At 61.4% G+C, this 4,218-nt stretch carries 6 protein-coding genes and 1 pseudogene; 1 reads left to right on the top strand and 6 read right to left on the bottom strand.

Going from position 1 to position 4,218, the window contains the following annotated elements:
• The 5 genes from MKK70_RS26790 to MKK70_RS26770 all read right to left on the bottom strand — a co-directional run.
• Positions 1-191 (bottom strand): transposase (locus tag MKK70_RS26790; protein WP_243950949.1); only part of this gene is annotated, 191 nt, incomplete at its 3' end.
• A 204-nt stretch (positions 192-395) separates the two neighbouring features.
• The gene (locus MKK70_RS26785) at positions 396-674 is read right to left on the bottom strand and encodes a hypothetical protein (protein ID WP_243950947.1); all 279 of its coding nucleotides are present in this window, start codon (positions 672-674) and stop codon (positions 396-398) included.
• A 286-nt stretch (positions 675-960) separates the two neighbouring features.
• Positions 961-1,521 carry a class I SAM-dependent methyltransferase gene (locus tag MKK70_RS26780; protein ID WP_243950945.1) on the bottom strand — a complete coding sequence of 187 codons (561 nt, stop codon included), beginning with the start codon at positions 1,519-1,521 and terminating at the stop codon, positions 961-963.
• Between the two features lie 309 nt (positions 1,522-1,830).
• Positions 1,831-2,010 carry a hypothetical protein gene (locus MKK70_RS26775; RefSeq protein WP_243950943.1) on the bottom strand — a complete coding sequence of 60 codons (180 nt, stop codon included), beginning with the start codon at positions 2,008-2,010 and terminating at the stop codon, positions 1,831-1,833.
• Positions 2,007-2,267, bottom strand: coding sequence for a hypothetical protein (locus MKK70_RS26770; RefSeq protein ID WP_243950942.1), 261 nt, complete (start codon positions 2,265-2,267; stop codon positions 2,007-2,009). Before MKK70_RS26770 ends, MKK70_RS26775 begins: the two co-directional genes overlap by 4 nt.
• An 88-nt stretch (positions 2,268-2,355) precedes the next feature.
• On the opposite strand from MKK70_RS26770, the gene MKK70_RS26765 reads away from it, so the two are divergent.
• Positions 2,356-2,514, top strand: coding sequence for a DUF4113 domain-containing protein (locus tag MKK70_RS26765; protein ID WP_313899116.1), 159 nt, complete (start codon positions 2,356-2,358; stop codon positions 2,512-2,514).
• A gap of 278 nt (positions 2,515-2,792) precedes the next feature.
• On the opposite strand, the pseudogene MKK70_RS26760 reads toward MKK70_RS26765, so the two are convergent.
• Positions 2,793-3,527: pseudogene (locus tag MKK70_RS26760) on the bottom strand (thermonuclease family protein).
• Positions 3,528-4,218: the final 691 nt, after the last annotated feature.

Genomic DNA, 4,218 nt, shown 5'->3' with positions numbered 1-4,218 from the left:
AAGCGGTTGCCGCAGGTCGTGTAGGGCCCGTAACGCGCCGGGATGTCGGCCCACGGTGCGCCCGTGCGCAGCCGCCAGAAGATCCCGTTCAGCACCCGTCGGTCGTCCACCCGATCCTTGCCGCGCACGTCCGTCGGCAGGACCGGCTCGATCACCGCCCACTCTCCATCCGTCAGGTCAAACCGCGCCATCCTCGGTCCTCCATTCGGAGAACCAACGATGCCACGGCCAAACCGTGCCAGACGTTATGAGTTCACGACCTAGCGTAGACTTAGCCGTGCCCGCCGGCCGAGCAACCTGTTGACGCTCGAGTAACAGATCGCGGGCACCTTGCTCGCAAGCCGGGCTCAGGACCGGTTCGCTGGTGACACATGCGAAGAACTCGTCCTCCGTGATCAGATCGGGGGACGGGCCTGCTGCCTATCGCATGGCCTACCACACCGGCACGCCAACGGGGCGCCCAGGTCGGTCCCGCCGGAATGTCTGGTTCCCGTAGCGGATCCAATTGTCGCTATCGCCTCGACGCGGCGCGCGTTGATCATCAGGGCGCCGCAGTAGTCGACACGGACCACGCCGACGGTCGGGTGCACGCCGAACAGGTCGGTGGCCGTCCAGCCATGAGCGATGACGTCCTCCCCGAACCGGTCGAGGAAGTCGATCGCCGCGTCGCGCATCTCCTGCCATCGCTGCGCCGAGAAGCTGGGACAGGGCGGCACCGTGGGCTTCATAGCCTCGAGGGCATTGCGCTAGGCCTGGACGTCGGAAGGCATGGGTCGAATCGGTGCGGGTGATGCCATGGGTCTCGCTCGATGTGAGCCGGCGGGGAAAGGGGCGCGGGTGGGGAGGTGCAACGTGGCGATCAGCCGTGCCGCGCTTGCCGGACAGCCAGCATGCCCGAGAACGGCTTCGGCACCACACTTCGGCTGCGTGTGACCGATTAAGAATTATTGATAGGTATAGTTATTTCGTAAATATCACTATTGATTGACCGAGCGCATGGCCAGAGCTCCAAGGGGCAGCGTTGCCATCAATAAACTCGACCCCTGAAAATCCGATGTTGCTTGCCCATACTCTAAATTGGTTTCTTTCGATGAATTGGTTCAAATGTGGAGTCGTGCTATTACGCTGCTGATTTACAGTTGCCTCAAACACATGCCAATGCAGCATATGTTCAAATTCCAAGAAGGATGCAACAACCTTTCCGCCAGGAATTAGGCAACTATACATGTCATGCAGGTAGATAAAACTCTCTGAATGGAGAAGATGCGTAAAAACGCTAAATGCCGCGAACCAGTCTACGGATTCGTTGCTTGAGGGAATAGAGAGCTTTCTATTCAGTAGATACTCATAATGCTTCGGGGTTTTGGTTTTGGCGTAATTGAGCAATTGTTGTACGACATCGAGCCCAAGATATGATATATCAAATTCACGCGAAACATGAACTGCAAGTCTTCCAGAGCCGCAGCCAAAATCGATTATTTTTGCCCATTTCTGAGGCCTGCATATCGCAGAATGCTGCATTCTATTGCTCCAATATGATCATAAGATCCCCCAACGGCCAAACTCATTGCTTCGTCAATAGGATATATTTTCACTAAATTAGCAACGTGTTTCTCATAATCTTCTACAAAATGAAAGTCGGCCATGATATCTTACTCCAGCAGTTTATACGCTGCCTTGATGTGACTTGAAGTTCTAGCTTGTTGGGTTGTATTGCGAAAGCATCAAAATTCCGATTGGCCTCCATGGCGACAGTCATCAGGAAGCCTGATCCGATCAGGTAGAGCGGGAGGCGGTTCCTTATGCTTTTTGCACGGAAGGGGTCGTGGCTCACTGCTCACGCTTCGGCCCCTCGACCAGCCCGTAGAGATGCGTTAGCGCGATCAACTCGCCGTCGGTGCACTCGGGGCCATCGACCAGCCACAACCCCAGGTCGTCGCCCGTAGGCTCGACCGTCCGACCGATCGCGTGCAGGGCTTCGACGGCCTCGTGGAAGGGGTCGTCGCTCACGGCGCCGTCGGCCGTGCCAGCAGGATCGCGGTCCGTACGGCCAATCGCCGGGCGCCATTCTTCGCCGTGGGTTCGGACAAGGTGGCACTGGCATGGCGGCTGGCCTTCACCGCGGCGGCAAGATCCAGCGTGTGGCCGCTTCCGAATCCGAACAGGCGCACCGCGCCACCCGTCAGGAACACATCGACCGCGGCGTTGACCTCATCGGAAGCGATCGTTTTGGCCTTGATGAGGTTGCCGGTCGTTGGGTCTGCCATCGCGCGATCGTAGATGCGCTGAACTCTTACGGCCACCCGCCAACGTGGCCTGATCGAGCAACTCAACAGCGCGCGCTCCGGGTCGCTAATGGTGGCGATCGACGCCTGCAACGCCCGGTTCAGCTGCGGCGGCGTCGTCCCCGCCCGCGCCGGCCTCGTCGGGAAGCGGACCTGGAGCACGAAGTTCGAGATGCGCACGCCGCGCTACACGACGCAGGTCGGCAAGCTGCCGATCGCGGTGGCCTAAAATTGGATCATGGCAGCGCCAGCGGAGCCTGAACCTAGCTTACTGTTTGTACCGACCGGCCTGGCACCAGAAGCGGGTTCGCGCGCCAGGCTGCGCCTGGAAAAGCTCTCGAACCTGCCGACAATTTTGCTGGTTGTAGGCGCGGCTCTCGGCGGCGTCGAAGGTCGCCACGTATATCCGAGCGTTCTTGTCGAGAGGCGAGTTGCGGTAAAGCGTTTCGACGTTCTCGGACGACCCGCAACCCGCCAATAGCACAGCATAAAACAGAACCGCCCGCCTCACCTGCGCGTCGCCCGCCAGCCCGCTGCCTTCGCCTCATCCTCGGTGCAGAACATACGCTCGCCGGACTTTGCGTCGATCCGGGTCCAGTCGTAATCGCGGGAGCCCAGTAGGTGGTAGACTCGCTCGCCCTTCCGGCTGATGTTGCCCTTGATCGTGCAGCTGCCGGCCACGGCCGGCTCGACGCGCGAGGACGGGGCGGGGATCGGCCCGTCCGGCCCACCGGGTGCCGCAAACCCCATAGACGTACCGCGCTCGCCCCTGCGCCACTCGGACGGCGTCGTGAACAAGCCGGCCCAGATGCCGCGCTTGACCGCTTTCGCGGTCGCCTCGGCCTCGACGTAGTCGGTGCAGTAGCCGCGGTAGGCGACAGCGTGGCCTTGGGCGACCATCCATGCGTTCAGATCCTCGGCATTCTTCCGGCAGACGGCGACGGTGCGGCCATAGCGATCGGTGTCGCGAAGCTCGCACGCGATCGGTGCCTCTCCAATGCGATCGGACAGTGCCAGGGCTGCGACTTGCCCGCAGCGGTAGTCCTTGCCGGCGGCATTCTAGCAAATTTGCGCACTCTCCGGGGCGTCGATGCCGCGGAGACGGATGCGGGTGTCGTGGATGACGACCGTGTCACCGTCGGTAACGCTTGCCCGGCCGACGATCGGCTCGGCCGCGGTTGCGCTAGCTGCGGCAGTGGCGGCGAGCGCGAGAGCGATGGCCACTGAACGCACCTGGGACATAGTAGCGGCCTCTCGTGTTGCGGCGGAGTTCGCCGCGCGCCTGTAGCAGCGTCGCTCAGCCCTTTAGGCAGGTGCTCATGAAGCTTCGACGCCTGGCAATCTTTGCACACCCTAGCGCGCTGCGGATCCGAGTGGAGCACTGCGGCAATTGAGATGGGCCGGGTTGGTGGAAACAACGCCCGCGTTGCAGCCTCCCTGCGTGCCGACATAGAGCGGGGTTCCGTCTGAGCCGACGTTGGTAAGGAATCCGATAGGCCGCGTGCCGGCATTGAGATGGTTTGGGTTGCTTGTGACTAGCACCGCATCGAGCCCGGCCGCCGTGCCGACAAAGACGGCCACATCTCCGGATGAAGTAGGCCGCGCTCTTTTGAGCCCACGGGCGCCGTAGCGCATCTCTTGTACCCGGGATCGACTGTGACCACGCCAGCGTTGCAACCGGCCTCTATTCCAACAAAGAGCGCGACGCCCGTGGCAACTTCAGCGTGCGACACCGGGGCGGCGTTCGATTGGACAACAGGCGCCGGAACACCACCGAGCGCAGTGCGCAGAGCGCGCATACCGTCCTTCACGTCCTGTAGCGTACCGACAACCACGTAGCAGGTGTAGGTGTGGTCACCGGCTGGGATCGCGTTCGCGCGGAACACGCAGTTCCACTTTACCGTGGCGTTGCCGGCCCCCGGCAGTGTCGAGA

The organism is Methylobacterium sp. E-041 (assembly GCF_022829665.1).
Lineage (GTDB): Bacteria > Pseudomonadota > Alphaproteobacteria > Rhizobiales > Beijerinckiaceae > Methylobacterium.
This window is presented reverse-complemented; position numbering and strand designations above follow the sequence as displayed.